Annotated in this window: 1 protein-coding gene; it reads left to right on the top strand. The window is 48.3% G+C overall.

The window, feature by feature from the left end:
- Window positions 1-267 (top strand): ABC transporter permease (locus tag SB719_RS20495; protein ID WP_412159791.1); only part of this gene is annotated, 267 nt, incomplete at both ends.

The following is a 267-nucleotide window of genomic DNA, read 5'->3' as shown; positions in this document are numbered from 1 at the left end:
CTACCTTGTCATTGTAGCGCTTGTCGGCGCTTACATCCTGAAGAAAACCGTCATTGGTCGCTATGTCTATGCCGTAGGCAGTAATGAAGTTGCTGCTCATCTTTCTGGTATTAAAGTTCAGCGCGTGAAAATTTTCGTCTATGCCTTCTGTGGATTATTAACGGGGATTGCAGGTGTCATTCTGGCATCTCGTCTCAACTCCGGACAACCGACGGTAGGTGTGGGTTATGAACTGGAAGCTATTGCCGCGGTAGTGATTGGCGGAAC

Origin of the sequence: Pantoea sp. SIMBA_079 (assembly GCF_046940275.1) — a bacterium.
Taxonomy (GTDB): Bacteria; Pseudomonadota; Gammaproteobacteria; order Enterobacterales; family Enterobacteriaceae; genus Pantoea; species Pantoea borealis.
Note: the sequence above shows the minus strand (reverse complement) of the source record. Positions and strands in the feature narration are given on the sequence as shown.